Here is a 15665-nt window from a genome sequence, read left to right on the forward strand (position 1 = left end):
CGTTTCGTTGCTGCGGGTCTGTACGATGGAGCCAACGCTGTCGTTTCCCATGGGAGTGATGGACACCCCTACCGGCGCTTGGCGATGGCAAGCGCCTTTTTCGTATTGGCGAAATGAAGCTTGGCGCACGTCTCGAGCACCTTTTCCCCTCGCACGCGGATGATTCGAGCCGCGGCTTCATCGACGACAGCACCGGCCCCTTTCGGAAGCGGGAGGCCGATGGTGCGGGATAATCGCGCCATCTCTTCTAAAAACACATAGCGGGCGATGATCGAAGCCGCGGCGACTGATACGTGCACGCTTTCCGCTTTCGGCAGGCAATGCACCCGCTCGCGGACGATGCGCGTTTCATCCGCGAGGTAGCGGAAATACGATTCGCGCTCTAAAAATTGGTCGATGATGATCGCTTCCGGTTCGATCGGTGCGATGACGTCAACGAGTTTCGCGAGCGTCCGGTTGTGAAGGAGCGCCTTCATTTTCGTCTGCGGCATGCCCGTTTGCTGCCAGCGGTTGTATGCGGCGTTGTCGAGCACGGTGACCGCATGCGGCACGGTTTCCATGATGGCTGGTGCGATCCGCTTGATCGCCTCGTCGCTTAGCTGCTTTGAATCTTTGACGCCAAGCGCCGCGATGTTGGCGATATGCGGCCGATCAACGTAGGCGGCGGCGACGACGATCGGGCCGAAATAGTCCCCGGTGCCGACTTCATCCGAACCGATGGCCGAAAGCTTCGCGAGCCTATGTTCCGATGGGGGCGAGGTGCTCTCTCTCTCCTGTCGTTTGGCTAGGTCAGCTCCCTGCTCCCCCATCCATTTCGCCGCTTCTTGTTCCGCCGCTTTCCCTTGAAAGAGCACTTTCCCCGAGCGGTAGGCGGTGATCGCGACATCCGCGCGCTTGACGGCGAACAACGCTCCGGGTGGAAGCCGGTCGGACAAGGTGTCTTGGTAGTGGGCGCGCAAGGCGGCAAGCAGCTGTTGGTCGGCTTGAATCACATAGTTTGACAACGTTCGCTCTCTCCTTTCTCCTCTTCTTGGTCCCTTTGTGTCGCATCTTTCCATTATACCAGCGTTCGTGATATGATAAACAGTAGGATTTGGCGAAATGGGGGAGAAAGCTTGACAGAACAGCCAAAAACGCGGGTGAGCGTCCGCATTTACGGTCAAAACTACACGATCGTCGGCACGGAAAGTCCGGCCCATATCCGGCTTGTGGCGGCGCTCGTTGACGATAAAATGCAGGAGTTCAGTGAGAAACATCCGATGCTTGATGTGCCGAAACTGGCCGTGTTGACAGCTGTCAACATCGCCAGCGAATATTTGAAGTTGAAGGAAGAGTATCAGCGACTTGTCGAAAAGATGAACATGGAAAAAGGCGGGAAGCCGGATGATTGATGTCATCGTGCTGTTTGTCCTGTTGCTCGGAGCGATGATTGGCTTAAAGCGCGGCTTTATTCTCCAATTCATTCATATGGCCGGGTTTTTCATCGCTTTTTTCCTCGCCTACCGCTATTATGAGCGGTTTGTGCCGACCTTGCGCCTTTGGATTCCGTATCCGACGTTTGGCGACCCGGAGACGGTGAAGCTGTTGTTTCAGAGCGCGCATTTGGATGATGCGTATTATCGGGCGATTTCTTTTGCACTTTTATTTTTTGTGGTGAAAATTGTTCTTCAGATCATCGGCTCGATGCTCGATTTCGTCGCTCAGCTGCCGCTGTTGCGCAGCGTCAACCGCTTGGCCGGGGCGGCGCTCGGATTTGCGGAAGTGTATTTGCTTGTCTTTTTGCTTTTGTATATCGGCGCGCTTGTGCCGATTGACAGCGTCCAAGAGCAGCTGCAGCGTTCGCTCATGGCAACCGCGATTGTGAAACATACGCCGGTGTTGTCGGAGATGCTTGACCATTGGTGGATTCATGGCCGCGTCTGACCGAGCGCGGCCGCGGTGTTTTGGGAAAGGGAGGGACGGGGATGAGCGTCCATAAAAAAGAGGTCATCCGCTTGCTTGAGACGATCGCATTGTATATGGAGATTAAAGGGGAAAACCCGTTTAAGGTGACGGCGTTTCGCAAAGCGGCGAACGCCTTGGAAACGGACGAGCGAAGCCTGACGGAGATCGGCGATTTCACCGCCATTCCCGGCATCGGCAAAAGCACGGCGGCGATCATCACCGAGTTTGTCGAAACCGGTTCATCGTCGGTGCTCGAAGAATTAAAGCGCGACATTCCGGAAACGCTGCTCGCCTTGCTTACAATCCCAGGGCTTGGCGGCAAAAAAATCGCCAAGCTGCATCAAGAGCTGGGCATTGTCGATATGGACGGATTGAAGGAAGCGTGCCTAGCGGGAAAAGTGCGGGCGCTTCCCGGCTTCGGCGCGAAAACAGAGGAAAAGCTGCTGATGGCCATCGAAGAGGCGGGCAAACGCCCCGAGCGGCTGCCGCTGGCCCGGGTGTTGCCGATTTCGGCCGATATCGAGCGCCGGCTTGCCGAAATGGATGGGGTGATCCGTTTTTCACGGGCCGGCAGTTTGCGGCGCTGGAACGAAACGGTGAAAGATTTGGACTATGTCATTGCCACCGCCCGCCCAATGGAGGTGCGCGAGGCGCTGCTTCGGCTGCCGCACATCCACGAGGTGATCGCCGCCGGGGAGACGAAAGTGTCGCTTCTGTTTCGGTATGAGGATGAGATCGCCGCGGACTTTCGGCTGGTCAGCGAAGCGCAATTTGCGACCGCGCTTCACCATTTCACCGGATCGAAGGACCATAATGTGCGGATGCGCCAGCTCGCCAAAGAACGCGGGGAAAAAATCAGCGAATACGGCGTCGAAGACCAAACGACAGGCAAGGTGAAAACGTTCCCGAATGAAGCGGCGTTTTACGCCCATTTCGGGCTGCCGTATATTCCGCCTGAGCTGCGTGAAGACGGCACGGAGGTGGAGCGGTTTTCCGCTGATTGGCCGCTTGTGCGCCTTGAAGACGTGCGAGGCGATTTGCATATGCATTCGGCATGGAGCGACGGCGCGTGTTCGCTCGAGGAGCTGGCCGAGGCGTGCCGCCGCCGCGGCTACCGGTATATCGCCATTACCGACCATTCGCGCTATTTGAAAGTCGCCAACGGCTTGACGCCGGAGCGGCTGCGGCGCCAGCGTGAGGAAATTGAGCGGCTGAACGCGCGCTATTCGGATTTGACGATTTTGGCCGGCGTCGAAATGGATATTTTGCCGGATGGAACGCTCGATTATGATGATGATGTGCTCGAGGAGCTTGATTTTGTCATCGCCGCCATTCATTCCGGGTTCAAACAGCCGCGCGCGACGATCATGAAGCGGTTGGAAGCGGCGCTTTTCCACCCGTATGTCGATGTCATCGCCCACCCGACCGGCAGGCTGATCGGCCAGCGCGCCGGCTATGATGTCGATATCGAGCGGCTGATCGAGCTGGCGGCGGAGACAGAGACGATCCTTGAGCTGAACGCCAATCCAAACCGGCTTGATTTGTCGGCGGCTTACGTGAAAAAAGCGGAGGAAGCAGGGGCGTACATCGCCATCAACACGGACGCCCACCATTTGGACATGCTTGACGATATGGCGGTCGGGGTGGCCACGGCCCGAAAAGGCTGGATCAAGAAAGACACGGTCGTCAACACATGGCCGCTTGAGAAGCTGCAACAGTTTTTGCGCGCCAAACGAAAGAAATGAATCAGCTGGGGGTTAGATACGTGCAACAAAAAGTGCTTCACACCCTAGAATTCGATAAAGTGAAAACGCAGTTGGCCGAGCATGCGTCCTCGCCGCTCGGTTTGGAAAAAATCGATGCGCTCATACCGTCATCTGACTGGAAGGAAGTGTCCGCTTGGCTCGAGGAAACGGATGAAGCCGCGGCGGTCTTGCGGCTGGCCGGCTATGCGCCGCTCGACGGGGTGGTCGACGTTCGTCCGCATTTGAAGCGGGCGGCGATCGGCGGCACGCTCAGCCCACAAGAGCTGCTGGAAGTGGCGGCGACAGCGGCCGCAAGCCGGCAAATGAAGCGGCTGATCACCGATCTGCAAGAGGAGTATGGCGGCCTAGAGCGCTTGGCTTCGTATGCCGCTGAGCTTGCCGAAGCGCCGGAACTCGAGCATGACGTTCGCCGCTCGATCGACGATCATGGCGAAGTATTGGATGCGGCGAGCGACCGCCTGCGCTCGCTGCGCGGGCAAATTCGGTCAGCGGAAGCGCGCATCCGCGAAAAACTCGAAAGCATCATCCGCTCGCCAGCGGCGCAAAAACGGCTGTCGGACGCCATTGTTACGATCCGCAACGACCGGTACGTCATCCCGGTGAAACAAGAGTATCGGAGCGCTTACGGCGGCATCGTCCATGACCAGTCGGCGTCCGGGGCGACGCTGTTTATCGAGCCGCAGGCGGTTGTCGAGTTAAACAACGCGCTGCGCGAGGCGCGGATGAAAGAAAAGCAGGAAATCGAGCGCATTTTGCGCGAACTTTCGGCCAAAGTCGCCGTACAGGCTGAGCCGCTTGCGCGGGCGGTCGAAGCGCTCGCGGCGCTTGATTTTGCGTTCGCCAAGGCGAAGTACGCCCGCCGCATTGAGGCGACCAAACCAGCCGTCAACAACCGCGGCTACCTTCGCTTTTTGCAGGCGCGCCATCCGCTGCTTGATCAAGAGAAGGCGGTGCCAAACGACATTGAGCTGGGCGGCGATTATACGACGATCGTCATCACCGGACCGAACACCGGCGGGAAAACGGTGACGTTAAAAACGATCGGCTTGTTGACGGTCATGGCGCAAGCGGGGCTGTTCATCCCGGCGGCCGACGGATCGGAAGCGGCGGTGTTCCGTTCGGTTTTCGCTGATATTGGCGATGAGCAGTCGATTGAACAAAGCTTGAGCACGTTCTCGTCCCATATGGTCAATATTGTCGACATTTTGCGCCATGTCGATGGCGAAAGCCTCGTGTTGTTTGACGAGCTTGGGGCCGGCACCGACCCGCAGGAAGGAGCGGCGCTGGCGATCGCCATTTTGGATGAAGTGCGCGGCCGCGGGGCGCGGACGGTGGCGACGACGCATTATCCCGAGTTGAAAGCGTACGGCTACAACCGTCCAAGGGTGGTGAATGCGAGCGTCGAATTTGACACCGAAACGCTCCGCCCGACGTATAAACTGTTGATCGGCATTCCCGGACGCAGCAACGCCTTTGATATTTCACGCCGCTTAGGGTTGGATGAGCGGGTGATCGAGCGGGCGAAAGCCCAAGTGAGCGCGGAAAGCCATAGCGTGGAAAACATGATCGCCTCGCTGGAGAGAAGCAAAAAGCAAGCCGAGGAAGACGAAGCGCGGGCGCGCGCGGCGCTTGAGGAAGCCGAGCGGATGCGCGCTGAGTGGGAGCAAACGCTCGCGGCGCTGGAAGAGGAAAAAGAAGAGCGGCTTGCGGAAGCGGCGAAGCAGGCAACTGACATCATCCGCGCCGCCGAGCGTGAGGCTGAGCGGATCATCCACGAGCTGCGCCGCTTGCAAAAAGAAAAGCGGGCGGAAGTAAACGAGCAGGAGCTCGCCGCGGCGAAACAACGGCTCGCTTCTGCTATGCCGACGGTGGAAAAACGGAAAAAGGCGAAAAAAACGGCGGCGCGCCATGTGTTCCAGCCGGGTGATGAAGTGAGAGTCACGAGCCTTAACCAAAAAGGCTATTTGATCGAAAAAGTGTCGGACGACGAATGGCAAGTGCAGCTTGGCATTTTGAAAATGAAAATTCATGAGCGCGATTTGGAGTATATCGGCAGCGCGCCGGCGAACGAAGTGACACCGATCGCGACGGTGAAAGGCAAGGACGCCCATGTGAGCCTCGAGCTGGACTTGCGCGGCGAACGGTACGAAGACGCTCTCATTCGGCTTGAGAAATACTTGGATGATGCCGTGCTCGCCGGCTACCCGCGCGTGTCGATCATCCACGGCAAAGGGACGGGCGCTCTCCGGCAAGGAGTGCAGCAGTTTTTAAAACAACATCGAGCGGTGAAACGCTTCCGGTTCGGAGAGGCGAATGAAGGCGGCACCGGGGTGACGATCGTGGAACTGAAATGATGGGGGCGATGGCAATGGCGGCGTTTTGGGAGCACGACATGGTGAAAACGGCGGCCAATTTCAGCGTCGCCGTGTTGTGCCTCGTCATCTTTTTAGCGGTGTTTGAATTGGTCACGAAATATAAAAATTGGGAAGAAATCCGCAAAGGCAATGTGGCGGTGGCGATGGCGACGGGTGGAAAAATCTTTGGCATCGCCAACATTTTTCGCTATGCCCTTGAGCGCCATGAATCGCTGTTGTCGATGATCGGCTGGGGAATGTATGGGTTTTTGCTTTTGCTGGCTGCGTATTTTATTTACGAGTTTTTGACGCCAAAGTTTAACATTGATGAGGAGATCGCCAACGACAATCGGGCGGTCGGCCTGATTTCGATGGTCATTTCGATCGGGTTGTCGTTTGTGATCGGCGAAGGCATTCAGTAAAGGGGAACGACGCGATGGAGGAAGCCGTGAAAGGACTGCTGATTGCGGTCGGGCTGCTGCTGGTCGCCGGCATTGTGTATATGGCGGTCCGCAACCGCTCGGTCGATGTGTTGGCGAAAATGTTGTTTGTCGTTTGCGCTTGTTTTTTGCTGATGGGATTGGCGTATTGGTTTTGGTGACACCGGATTTGATTCCGGTGTTCTTTTTTTGGCTCTTCACCAAAAGTTGTACTTGATTTTTTCAGCACCTCCCTTGCTGATGCATCCAAGAAAGACGAGGAAACCAATCATGTTTTGCAGACACTTGTGCAGAGAAGTGTATCGTCTGTTAAGTCCAAGTTGTGGTGATGAGTCTCTTTTTTTGATGAAAAATTACGAATCGAACGATAAAATAGAAATAAGGGGGGATGAGGATGGAAAAACGATGGCTTGCGCATTACCCACCGGAAATTCCGCACACATTGGAATATCCGGTGAAAACGCTTCCGGATTCTTTGCGCGAGACCGCAGAACAGTTTGGTGATGGGGTGGCGATTGATTTTTTAGGAAAGACGATAACGTTCCGCGAATTATGGACACGCGTTCAAGCGTTTGCCCGTTCGCTGCAGGCGCTCGGAGTGAAAAAAGGAGACCGCGTCGCCATCATGTTACCGAACTGCCCGCAGGCGGTCATCAGCTACTACGGAGCGCTCTTGGCGGGGGGCATCGTCGTGCAGACGAATCCGCTTTACACTGAACACGAGCTCGAGTACCAGCTGAACGACAGCGGCGCGTCTGTGCTCGTGACGCTTGACTTGCTTTACCCAAAGGCGGAAGCGCTGCGAGGAAAAACGCCGGTGAAACACTGGGTCGTCACGAGAATGCAAGACTATTTGCCGACAGTCAAAAAATGGCTGTATCCGCTTGTGCAACGGAAACAGAAGATGCCGTCCGTTCAGATTGAGGAGAACGATGCGGTTCATTGGTTCCGTTCGCTTGTCGGGCAGAACGAGGGAGCACCGCTTCCAGTCGCCATCGATCCTCAGGAAGACATCGCTTTGTTGCAATACACCGGAGGAACGACGGGACGTCCGAAAGCGGCGATGCTCACACATCGCAACTTGATTGCCAATACGTTGATGTGCGCCCATTGGGTGTACAAATGTGAAAAAGGAAAAGAGACCGTGCTTGGCGTGCTGCCGTTTTTCCACGTATACGGCATGACAACGGTCATGAATTTGTCCGTGATGATGGCAAGCAAAATGGTGCTGCTCCCACGCTTTGACGTGAAACAAACGCTGAAAACGATCGAGCGCACCCGGCCGACGATGTTTCCAGGTGCGCCGACGATGTATATCGCGCTGCTGAATGACCCGGATTTGTCGAAGTATGACTTGTCTTCCATCAATGTGTGCATCAGCGGCTCGGCCCCATTGCCGGTCGAGGTGCAGGAGCAGTTTGAGCGGGCGACCGGCGGGAAGCTTATTGAAGGCTACGGTCTCACAGAAGCGTCCCCTGTCACTCATGGCAATTTTGTCTGGGACGGGGAGCGGGTGAAAGGAAGCATCGGCGTTCCTTGGCCGGATACCGAAGCGAAAATCATTTCCTTGGAAACGGGCGAGGAAGTGCCGTCGGGAGAGATTGGCGAGCTGGTCGTGCGCGGGCCGCAAGTGATGAAAGGCTATTGGAATCAGCCGGAAGAAACCGCGCAAGTGCTGCGCGATGGATGGCTGTATACGGGCGACATCGGCTATATGGATGAGCGCGGTTATTTTTACATCGTCGACCGGAAAAAAGACATCATCATCGCAAGCGGTTACAACATTTACCCGCGCGAAGTCGAAGAGGCGCTGTATCAACATCCGAAAGTGCAGGAAGCGGCGGTGATCGGCGTGCCTGATCCGTACCGGGGTGAGACGGTGAAAGCGTTTGTCGTCTTCAAAGCCGGGGAGACGTGCAGTGAACAAGAGTTGGATGCGTTTATGCGCGAGCGGCTCGCCGCTTACAAAGTGCCGCGTTTGTATGAGTTTCGCAGCGAGCTGCCGAAAACAGCGGTCGGAAAAATTTTGCGCCGGACGCTCGTGGAAGAAGAGAAAAAGAAGCTTGACAAATCGTCAGAACGATCCGTAAAATAAAAACATGAATGATCATTCATTCACTCGATGATTGGCGATCAAGAAAAGGAGAATCTAAGGTTGCGCAGAGAAAAACCGAAATTTAAGCAAATCATTGATGCGGCCGTCGTCGTCATCGCCGAGCACGGCTACCATCAGGCGCAAGTGTCGAAAATCGCCAAGCAGGCCGGTGTCGCCGACGGCACGATCTATTTGTATTTCAAAAACAAAGAAGATATTTTAATCTCGTTATTCGAGGAAAAAATGGGCTCGTTTATTGAGAAAATTGAACAAGAGACAGAAGGAATTTCAAGCTCATTGGAGAAATTGTACGTATTGGTAAAAACCCATTTTTCGGTTTTTGCCGCCGATCCGCACATGGCGGTCGTGACGCAGCTTGAGCTGCGGCAGTCAAACAAAGAGCTGCGCCATCGCATCAACGAGGTGCTGAAAGGCTATTTGCGGCTCATTGATCGAATCATCGTCGAAGGAATGGAAAAAGGGGAGTTTCGCCGCGACTTAGACATTCGTCTCACTCGGCAAATGATTTTCGGCACCCTTGACGAGACGGTGACGACGTGGGTGATGAACGAACAAAAATACGATTTGGCGGCGCTCGCCGACCCGGTATATGAGCTGCTCATCAAAGGGTGCGCTGCCGGGCGCTGACCGAGACGCAGAAAGGGGAGAGGGTTTATGGACTCATTTCGTCTGACGAAAGAGGGGTTCGTTGCGGTCGTGACGTTTTCGCGTCCGCCGGCGAACGCCCTTTCATCCGCTGTCTTGAAAGAGTTTTCAGCCTTGCTCGATGAACTTGAGACCGACCAAGAGGTCAGGGTCGTCCTGCTGCATGGCGAGGGGCGGTTTTTCTCGGCTGGCGCCGACATTAAAGAGTTTACGGCGATCGCTTCCGCCGAGCAGGCGTCGGCGTTGTCGCGCGACGGCCAGCTGGTGATGGAGCGGATCGAACGTTTCCCGAAACCGGTGATCGCGGCGATTCATGGGGCGGCGTTAGGTGGGGGACTGGAGCTGGCGATGAGCTGCCATATTCGCCTTGTCGCCGAAAACGCCAAGCTCGGTTTGCCGGAGCTGCAGCTCGGACTCATTCCTGGGTTTGCCGGCACACAGCGGCTCGTGCGCTTCGTTGGCTTCGGCAAGGCGGCGGAAATGATGTGGACGAGCGAGCCGATCACCGGGAGCGAAGCGGTCGAATGGGGGCTGGCCAACAAGGCGGTGCCGGAAGAGCGGCTTCTTGACGAGGCAAAAGCGTTGGCGAAAAAGATCGCCGAGAAAAGCCCGATTTCCGTCCGCGCGGTCATTGAATTGCTCAACGCCGCGAAGGAAAAGCCGTTCGCTGAAGCGGTGCGCGACGAGGCGGAATGGTTTGGCCGCGTGTTTGTATCCGAGGATGCGAAAGAAGGCGTGCAGGCGTTTTTGGAAAAACGGCCGCCCGTCTTTCAAGGGAAATAATCGCCATCGATGTCTGAATGTTAGAAACTGAAACAATGTTGGATCAAACTGAGGAGGGAAAACGACATGAACATTTTTGTCCTCATGAAACGCACCTTTGACACAGAGGAAAAAATCTCGATCGCTAACGGCAAGATCAATGAGGAAGGCGCTGAGTTCATCATCAACCCGTACGATGAGTACGCCATCGAAGAGGCCATTCAAGTGCGCGACCAACACGGCGGAGAAGTAACCGTTGTCACGGTCGGCAATGAAGAGGCGGAAAAAGAGCTGCGCACGGCGCTCGCCATGGGCTGCGATAAAGCGGTGCTCATCAACATTGACGATGATGTGGAGGAACAAGACCAACACACGGTCGCGAAAGTGCTTGCCGAATATTTGAAGGACAAAAATCCCGACCTTATTTTGGCCGGCAACGTCGCCATTGACGGCGGTTCGGGGCAAGTCGGGCCGCGCGTCGCGGAATTGCTCGGCATTCCGTATGTAACGACGATCACGAAACTGGAGATTGCCGACGGCGGCAAAGTGACCGTTGTGCGTGATGTCGAAGGGGATGAGGAAATCATCGAAACGTCGCTGCCGCTCCTTGTCACGGCGCAACAAGGGCTGAACGAACCGCGCTATCCGTCGCTGCCGGGGATTATGAAGGCAAAGAAAAAGCCGCTTGACGAGCTGGAGCTTGACGATTTGGATCTTGACGAAGACGACGTCGAAGCGAAAACGAAGACGATCGAAGTGTTCTTGCCGCCGAAGCGCGAGGCAGGGAAAATTTTGCAAGGTGAGCTAGCCGACCAAGTAAAAGAGCTTGTCCACTTGCTTCGTTCCGAAGCAAAAGTTGTGTAAGAACGGCCGAATGGTTCCTAGCGGCGAAGCGCGAGGCGAGGAACAATTTGGCTAGGCGCAATCGCCGATCAAGGGAAGGAACTCGTTCAGCTGCTCCGTTCTGAAGCGAAAGCGGTATAAGCGAGAACTGCTGCTGGCGTTTGGCTGAAAAACAACGGGGAATCAAAGAATAGGGGGACTGAAAGAATGGCACGCAAAGTGTTGACATTGGCGGAAGTACGCGACGGATCGCTGCGGAACGTTTCGTTTGAAGCGATCGCAGCAGCCAAAACGATCGCCGAAGGCGGGGAAGTCGTCTCGGTGCTCGTCGGCGATCAAGTCGCAGCGCATGCGAACGAACTCATTTACCGCGGTGCGGATCGCGTCGTTGTCGTTGAACATCCGAATTTGACATTTTATACATCCGACGGGTATTCGCAGGCAGTAAAAGCCGTGATTGACAAAGAACAGCCGGAAGGCATCGTCTTCGGCCATACGGCGCTCGGCAAAGACTTATCGCCGAAATTGGCCATCAAGCTCGACGCCGGCCTCGTTTCCGACGTCATCGCGGTCGAAGAAGCGGGCGGCAACATAGTGTTTACGCGCCCGATCTACTCCGGCAAAGCGTTTGAAAAGAAAATCGTCACAAGTGGCATCCTTTTTGCGACGGTGCGCCCGAACAACATCGCGCCGCTCGAGCGCGATGAGTCGCGCACCGGCAGCGTGGAAACGCTCGCCGTGGAGATTAAAGACTTACGCGCGATCATCAAAGAAGTCGTCCGCAAAACGGCGGAAGGCGTCGACTTGACGGAAGCGAAAGTGATCGTCGCCGGCGGCCGCGGGGTGAAAAGCGCCGAAGGCTTCCAGCCGCTCAAAGAGCTGGCCGAAGTGCTGGGCGGCGCGGTTGGCGCATCGCGCGGGGCGTGCGATGCCGGCTATTGCGACTATTCGCTGCAGATCGGGCAAACGGGGAAAGTCGTCACGCCGGATCTGTACATCGCCTGCGGCATTTCTGGCGCTATCCAACACTTGGCGGGCATGTCGAACTCAAAAGTGATCGTAGCGATTAACAAAGACCCGGAAGCGAACATTTTCAAAGTCGCCGATTACGGCATTGTCGGTGATTTGTTCGAAGTCGTTCCGCTTCTCACGGAAGAATTCAAAAAACTGAAAGTGCATTCGTAATCGCTGAAACGGGCGGCGCGCGCCGCCCGTTTTTCTTGGATAAATTCCGGTGCGGAGCGAATATTAGAAACGAAAGCAAAACATTCGCACCGCTGTCGATTTCCATGGTATACTTTGCTTGCAGCATTTTCGAACAGGGAGGGAAATCCGCATGGCCATTGTCAATGCGACAGATCAAACGTTCGCCGCGGAAACGAAAGACGGCGTCACGCTCGTCGACTTCTGGGCGCCATGGTGCGGTCCGTGCCGCATGATCGCCCCGGTGCTTGAGGAGCTCGACCAAGAAATGGGCGACAAAGTGAAAATCGTCAAAGTGAATGTCGACGAAAATCAAGAAACGGCCGCAAAATTCGGCGTCATGAGCATTCCGACGCTGCTTGTGTTCAAAAACGGCGAGCTCGTCGATAAAGCGATCGGCTATCAACCGAAAGAGGCATTAGCAGAGCTTGTTGGCAAGTATGTATCATGAACGAGAAACAGGAAAATCCAGAGGGGAAGAAACCTCTGGATTTTTTCTTTTTGCAGAAAAAAAGATTGACAGACGGGGATGATTTTTTTATAGTAATAACCAATAAATCCTATTGGATATGTAGGTTTTTATTGGCATTATCCATAGTTTTCACATCGATTTAGTTTGTTTAGGAGGTGAGAATCGTTTGCGAAATTACGAAATCTAGAAACGAGGGGGAACGATGATGAACAAATGGAAAATGGGGAAATGGCTCGTGCTCATGGCGGTTTTGTTAGGGATGGTCTCGGGATGCGGAGGACATAGCGAATCCGCCAATGCCCAGAAACCATCTCCCACCAAGAAGGGAGAGGGTGAAGTCATCCGCATCGGCTATCAAAAATACGGCACGCTCAATATGTTGAAAGCGCGCGGCGACTTGGAACAACGATTAAAACAGCTCGGTTATACGGTGCAATGGTCATTATTTCCGGGCGGGCCGCAATTGTTGGAGGCGATGAATGCCGGCAGCCTTGATTTCGGCCATACCGGTGAGGCGCCACCCGTGTTCGCCCAAGCGGCTGGGACGCCGTTGCTGTACGTGGCAACGACTCCGCCAAACCCAAAGGCGGAAGCGATTTTGGTTCGGCGTGATTCCCCGATTCGGACGGTGGCCGATTTGAAAGGGAAAAAAGTGGCCTTAAACAAAGGGTCGAACGTCCATTATCTGCTTGTCCAGGCGCTCAGCAAGGCTGGATTGACGCTTTCTGACATTCGTCCCGTTTATTTGCCGCCCGCCGATGCCCGTGCCGCCTTTGAGCAAGGAAGCGTTGACGCTTGGGTGATCTGGGATCCGTTTTATGCCGCGGCCGAACAAACGGGAAAGGTTCGCGTGCTCGCTGACGGCCAAGGGTTGGTGGCGAACCGTGAGTTTTTCTTCGCTTCGCGTTCATTTGCGCAAAAGCATGCCGATGTCGTGCATGTCATCTTAGAGGAGCTGAAGAAAGTCGATCAGTGGGCCAACCGCGATCCGAAAGGGGTGGCAACGTTTTTGGCGCCGGAACTCGGCATTGATGAAGCGGCGCTTGAAGTCGCATCCAAACGCCGCACGTATGGCCTGGAATCGATCACAAACGAGGTCATCGCCCAACAGCAAACGATTGCAGATCAATTTTACCAGCTAGGGTTGTTGCCAAAGAAAATCGATGTAAACGAAGCGGTTTGGCGTGAAGCCAAATGAAGCGGAGACGGAATGGGAAGAGAAGGTAGCGTCAAAAGTTCTATGAAAACTCCACACACACCATCCCATTGAGCATCGTGGGGCATGCGGAGAGCCGGATTCGCCCTTGACCAACATCCGCCAAAGGTGCGGAAGAGTCGTCAAGGGCGACGGGGACAAAAAGAAAACGGGGGTGATTCGTGACAAAAAGTCATCGGTCAGCTTCGTTGGCAGCGTCATCCGTCAACAAGAACGCAGGGCGGCAGCTCGGATGAGAAACCACACTAGGAAGTCGGGGGGAACGCGATGAAATCGTCGAGATGGACAGAATGGACTTGGGGGAAGGCGGTGCCGTGGGTGTTGCCCGTTGCTCTGCTTGTGGCATGGCAAACGGCTGTAGAAACCGGTTGGTTGTCTTCGCGAGTGCTGCCGGCGCCGACCGCCGTCATGGCGGCCGCTTGGCACCTCGGGTCGAGCGGGGAGCTATGGCAGCATTTATCCATCAGTTTTGGGCGAGCGGTGGCTGGATTCGCGATCGGCGGGTCTATCGGGTTTCTTCTTGGCCTAGTCAACGGGGTGTTTCGCCCGGCGGAGCGTTTGTTGGACACATCGATCCAAATGATTCGCAATATTCCGCATTTGGCGATGATTCCGCTCGTCATTTTATGGTTTGGCATCGGTGAAGAGGCGAAAGTGTTTCTCGTCGCGCTTGGCGTTCTTTTTCCGATTTATGTCAACACGTGCCATGGCATTCGCAATGTGGATGCGGGCTTGCTGGAAATGGGGCGGGTCTATGGATTGGGGCCGTGGGCGTTGTTTTGGCGCATCTGGCTGCCGGGCGCGTTGCCGGCGATTTTGGTTGGCGTGCGTTATGCGCTCGGCATCATGTGGTTGACCTTAATCGTAGCGGAAACGATCGCTGCCGACCGCGGCATCGGGTATTTGGCCATGAATGCGCGCGAGTTTATGCAAACCGATGTCGTCGTCTTCAGTATTTTGCTTTACGCGCTGTTTGGCAAGCTTGCCGACAGCATCGCCCGTTTTTTGGAAAGCCGTTTGCTTCGCTGGAATGTGAACTATCAACATCGGCCGTAGGGTGCAAGTCTGCGAGGAAAGGGGAAGGCAAAAATGGGGGCAGGGCAAGGAGCAGAACTGGTCTTTGTTCAAGTGGCCAAGCGATTTGGTGCTCAATCGGTGTTAAGCGGCATCGATTTGACGGTGAAACGGGGGGAGTTTATCGCCATCATCGGACGAAGCGGCTGCGGCAAAAGCACGTTATTGCGCTTGGCTGCCGGCTTGGAGGAGCCCACATCGGGAATCATTCAACTCGATGGTGAGCCGCTCGAAGGAATCAATACGAAAGCCCGGGTCATGTTTCAAGATGCTCGTCTGTTGCCATGGCGGCGCGTCATCGACAACGTCGGTCTCGGTTTGAAAGGGAATTGGCGGGAACAGGCGGCCAAGGCGCTTGAACAAGTCGGGTTAGCAGAGCGCGCCAACGAGTGGCCGTCGGTGCTGTCCGGCGGCCAACGGCAACGGGTGGCGCTCGCCCGTGCGCTGATCAGTCAGCCGCAAGTATTGTTGCTCGATGAACCGCTTGGTGCGCTTGACGCCTTGACGAGAATTGACATGCAACGGTTGATCGAGCGGCTATGGCAAGAACAACATTTCACCGCTTTGTTGGTCACGCACGATGTCGATGAAGCAGTGATGTTGGCGGACCGCGTGGTGCTGATTGAAAACGGAACGTGTGCGTTTGATTGGCCGGTGCGCCTGCCGCGGCCGCGGCAGCGCGGCGATGCGGCGTTTGCGGATTTGGTGGAGGCGATTTTGCGCCGCATTTTGGGTCCTGAATCCGAACGGGGCGCGATCGCTACCGGTTCGCTCGGTGAAAAAAGGAGGGCGTTATAGATGAAAAAGCGGCCGATCAATTTTATAAAGCC

At 55.5% G+C, this 15665-nt stretch carries 16 protein-coding genes; 15 read left to right on the forward strand and 1 reads right to left on the reverse strand.

The window, feature by feature from the left end; translation table 11 throughout:
- Nucleotides 1-68 precede the first annotated feature (68 nt).
- On the reverse strand, nucleotides 69-1004 hold the full coding sequence (rnhC, locus tag B4113_RS09580) for a ribonuclease HIII (RefSeq protein ID WP_033844272.1): 936 nt from the start codon (nucleotides 1002-1004) through the stop codon (nucleotides 69-71).
- Between the two features lie 111 nt (nucleotides 1005-1115).
- Between rnhC and zapA the strand changes: the two genes are divergently transcribed.
- The 15 genes from zapA (at nucleotide 1116) to B4113_RS09650 (ending at nucleotide 15633) form a co-directional block, all read left to right on the forward strand.
- A complete protein-coding gene (gene zapA / locus B4113_RS09585) occupies nucleotides 1116-1391 on the forward strand; it encodes a cell division protein ZapA (protein ID WP_033020359.1) in 276 nt (91 codons plus the stop codon).
- A complete protein-coding gene (locus tag B4113_RS09590; RefSeq protein ID WP_033844271.1) occupies nucleotides 1384-1923 on the forward strand; it encodes a CvpA family protein in 540 nt (179 codons plus the stop codon). Before zapA ends, B4113_RS09590 begins: the two co-directional genes overlap by 8 nt.
- 41 nt (nucleotides 1924-1964) lie before the next feature.
- On the forward strand, nucleotides 1965-3689 hold the full coding sequence (gene polX, locus B4113_RS09595; protein WP_033844270.1) for a DNA polymerase/3'-5' exonuclease PolX: 1725 nt from the start codon (nucleotides 1965-1967) through the stop codon (nucleotides 3687-3689).
- A gap of 20 nt (nucleotides 3690-3709) precedes the next feature.
- Complete coding sequence (locus tag B4113_RS09600; RefSeq protein WP_348537085.1) at nucleotides 3710-6064, forward strand: endonuclease MutS2; 2355 nt, start codon at nucleotides 3710-3712, stop codon at nucleotides 6062-6064.
- Between the two features lie 14 nt (nucleotides 6065-6078).
- Entirely contained in the window at nucleotides 6079-6486 is a 408-nt protein-coding gene (locus tag B4113_RS09605) for a DUF350 domain-containing protein (RefSeq protein ID WP_061912462.1), read from the forward strand.
- Between the two features lie 14 nt (nucleotides 6487-6500).
- Entirely contained in the window at nucleotides 6501-6665 is a 165-nt protein-coding gene (locus B4113_RS20115) for a hypothetical protein (RefSeq protein ID WP_172418443.1), read from the forward strand.
- A gap of 233 nt (nucleotides 6666-6898) precedes the next feature.
- Complete coding sequence (locus B4113_RS09610; protein ID WP_061912424.1) at nucleotides 6899-8599, forward strand: long-chain-fatty-acid--CoA ligase; 1701 nt, start codon at nucleotides 6899-6901, stop codon at nucleotides 8597-8599.
- 60 nt (nucleotides 8600-8659) lie between these two features.
- Nucleotides 8660-9247, forward strand: coding sequence for a TetR/AcrR family transcriptional regulator (locus B4113_RS09615; RefSeq protein ID WP_061912425.1), 588 nt, complete (start codon nucleotides 8660-8662; stop codon nucleotides 9245-9247).
- Nucleotides 9248-9274: 27 nt separating this feature from the next.
- Complete coding sequence (locus B4113_RS09620; protein WP_061912426.1) at nucleotides 9275-10048, forward strand: enoyl-CoA hydratase; 774 nt, start codon at nucleotides 9275-9277, stop codon at nucleotides 10046-10048.
- Nucleotides 10049-10114: 66 nt separating this feature from the next.
- On the forward strand, nucleotides 10115-10891 hold the full coding sequence (locus B4113_RS09625) for an electron transfer flavoprotein subunit beta/FixA family protein (protein ID WP_033020346.1): 777 nt from the start codon (nucleotides 10115-10117) through the stop codon (nucleotides 10889-10891).
- Between the two features lie 186 nt (nucleotides 10892-11077).
- Nucleotides 11078-12055: an electron transfer flavoprotein subunit alpha/FixB family protein gene (locus B4113_RS09630; RefSeq protein WP_033020344.1), complete on the forward strand. Its 978-nt coding sequence runs from the start codon at nucleotides 11078-11080 to the stop codon at nucleotides 12053-12055.
- A gap of 151 nt (nucleotides 12056-12206) precedes the next feature.
- On the forward strand, nucleotides 12207-12524 hold the full coding sequence (gene trxA / locus B4113_RS09635; RefSeq protein WP_033020343.1) for a thioredoxin: 318 nt from the start codon (nucleotides 12207-12209) through the stop codon (nucleotides 12522-12524).
- A 223-nt stretch (nucleotides 12525-12747) separates the two neighbouring features.
- The gene (locus tag B4113_RS09640) at nucleotides 12748-13743 is read left to right on the forward strand and encodes a sulfonate ABC transporter substrate-binding protein (protein ID WP_061912427.1); all 996 of its coding nucleotides are present in this window, start codon (nucleotides 12748-12750) and stop codon (nucleotides 13741-13743) included.
- Between the two features lie 285 nt (nucleotides 13744-14028).
- Nucleotides 14029-14817, forward strand: coding sequence for an aliphatic sulfonate ABC transporter permease SsuC (gene ssuC, locus B4113_RS09645; RefSeq protein WP_061912428.1), 789 nt, complete (start codon nucleotides 14029-14031; stop codon nucleotides 14815-14817).
- Nucleotides 14818-14850: 33 nt separating this feature from the next.
- The gene (locus B4113_RS09650) at nucleotides 14851-15633 is read left to right on the forward strand and encodes an ATP-binding cassette domain-containing protein (RefSeq protein ID WP_061912429.1); all 783 of its coding nucleotides are present in this window, start codon (nucleotides 14851-14853) and stop codon (nucleotides 15631-15633) included.
- Nucleotides 15634-15665 lie beyond the last annotated feature (32 nt).

The organism is Geobacillus sp. B4113_201601, assembly GCF_001587475.1.
GTDB classification, from domain to species: Bacteria; Bacillota; Bacilli; order Bacillales; family Anoxybacillaceae; genus Geobacillus; species Geobacillus icigianus.

Excerpts from the sequence above, each read along its gene's own strand:
- B4113_RS09590 (WP_033844271.1), top strand. The coding sequence starts at position 1,384 with ATGATTGATGTCATCGTGCTGTTTGTCCTGTTGCTCGGAGCGATGATT.
- polX (WP_033844270.1), top strand. The coding sequence starts at position 1,965 with ATGAGCGTCCATAAAAAAGAGGTCATCCGCTTGCTTGAGACGATCGCA.
- B4113_RS09605 (WP_061912462.1), top strand. The coding sequence starts at position 6,079 with ATGGCGGCGTTTTGGGAGCACGACATGGTGAAAACGGCGGCCAATTTC.
- B4113_RS20115 (WP_172418443.1), top strand. The coding sequence starts at position 6,501 with ATGGAGGAAGCCGTGAAAGGACTGCTGATTGCGGTCGGGCTGCTGCTG.
- B4113_RS09610 (WP_061912424.1), top strand. The coding sequence starts at position 6,899 with ATGGAAAAACGATGGCTTGCGCATTACCCACCGGAAATTCCGCACACA.
- B4113_RS09620 (WP_061912426.1), top strand. The coding sequence starts at position 9,275 with ATGGACTCATTTCGTCTGACGAAAGAGGGGTTCGTTGCGGTCGTGACG.
- B4113_RS09625 (WP_033020346.1), top strand. The coding sequence starts at position 10,115 with ATGAACATTTTTGTCCTCATGAAACGCACCTTTGACACAGAGGAAAAA.
- B4113_RS09630 (WP_033020344.1), top strand. The coding sequence starts at position 11,078 with ATGGCACGCAAAGTGTTGACATTGGCGGAAGTACGCGACGGATCGCTG.
- trxA (WP_033020343.1), top strand. The coding sequence starts at position 12,207 with ATGGCCATTGTCAATGCGACAGATCAAACGTTCGCCGCGGAAACGAAA.
- B4113_RS09640 (WP_061912427.1), top strand. The coding sequence starts at position 12,748 with ATGATGAACAAATGGAAAATGGGGAAATGGCTCGTGCTCATGGCGGTT.
- ssuC (WP_061912428.1), top strand. The coding sequence starts at position 14,029 with ATGAAATCGTCGAGATGGACAGAATGGACTTGGGGGAAGGCGGTGCCG.
- B4113_RS09650 (WP_061912429.1), top strand. The coding sequence starts at position 14,851 with ATGGGGGCAGGGCAAGGAGCAGAACTGGTCTTTGTTCAAGTGGCCAAG.